Source organism: Lactobacillus helsingborgensis (assembly GCF_000970855.1).
GTDB lineage: Bacteria > Bacillota > Bacilli > Lactobacillales > Lactobacillaceae > Lactobacillus > Lactobacillus helsingborgensis.
The window spans coordinates 1-692 of record NZ_KQ034050.1 but is presented as its reverse complement, the minus strand read 5'-3'; the positions used below and the strand labels follow the sequence as shown (position 1 = coordinate 692).

Genomic DNA, 692 nt, shown 5'->3' with positions numbered 1-692 from the left:
ATTACTTGAGATGGCTCTATTAAACCTGTCCCTTTTTACAACTTTGTCCTGTTGGTTTGTTTGATAACGGAAAAACCTCCGAACTAATTTCTCACTAGCTCGAAGGTTTTAACTTTAATCTCTTGAATTCTAACTTAGATTTGTTATACTAAGTTATGAATTTTCAAAGACTAAAGCTAATTTTCGTACTCGTCCAAAAGTGTTGAATTAGCTTTTTTCTTTGCCTTTTATTGATTTATCAATAAAAGGCTTTTTTTATTTTTCTGATGTTAAGCATAACATAAAATTTAAGAAAAACAGCAAAAAATTTTATTGAGAAGTCAATTCTCCACTCTTTTACATAAATTAGGTTGAACAATTGACCAACTAATTCATACAATAAAACTAAAAGTAGCAAAAAAGGAAAACTGTGCTATGCAAAAAACAATTAAACAACTAGCTGATGAATTACATGTTTCAAAACAAACTATTCGTTATCACCTAAAGTCTTTACCGGTAAATTTTACCGGTAAAGACAACAAAAATCGCATAACCGTAAATGCAATTGGTGCAAGACTTATTAAAGAAAAAGTGGTAAACAAAAGCGGTAATGTTACCGGTAAAAAAGTGCAACAAAAAAGCTCTTTACCGGTAAACGATAATGAGCAATTAAAATTATTATTACAACGAATTGACACGTTAGAACAAACATA

Annotated in this window: 1 pseudogene; it reads left to right on the top strand. The window is 29.5% G+C overall.

Annotated elements, in window-relative coordinates:
- Positions 1–414 precede the first annotated feature (414 nt).
- A pseudogene (locus JF73_RS08675) lies at positions 415–692 on the top strand (HTH domain-containing protein); the annotation flags it as partial.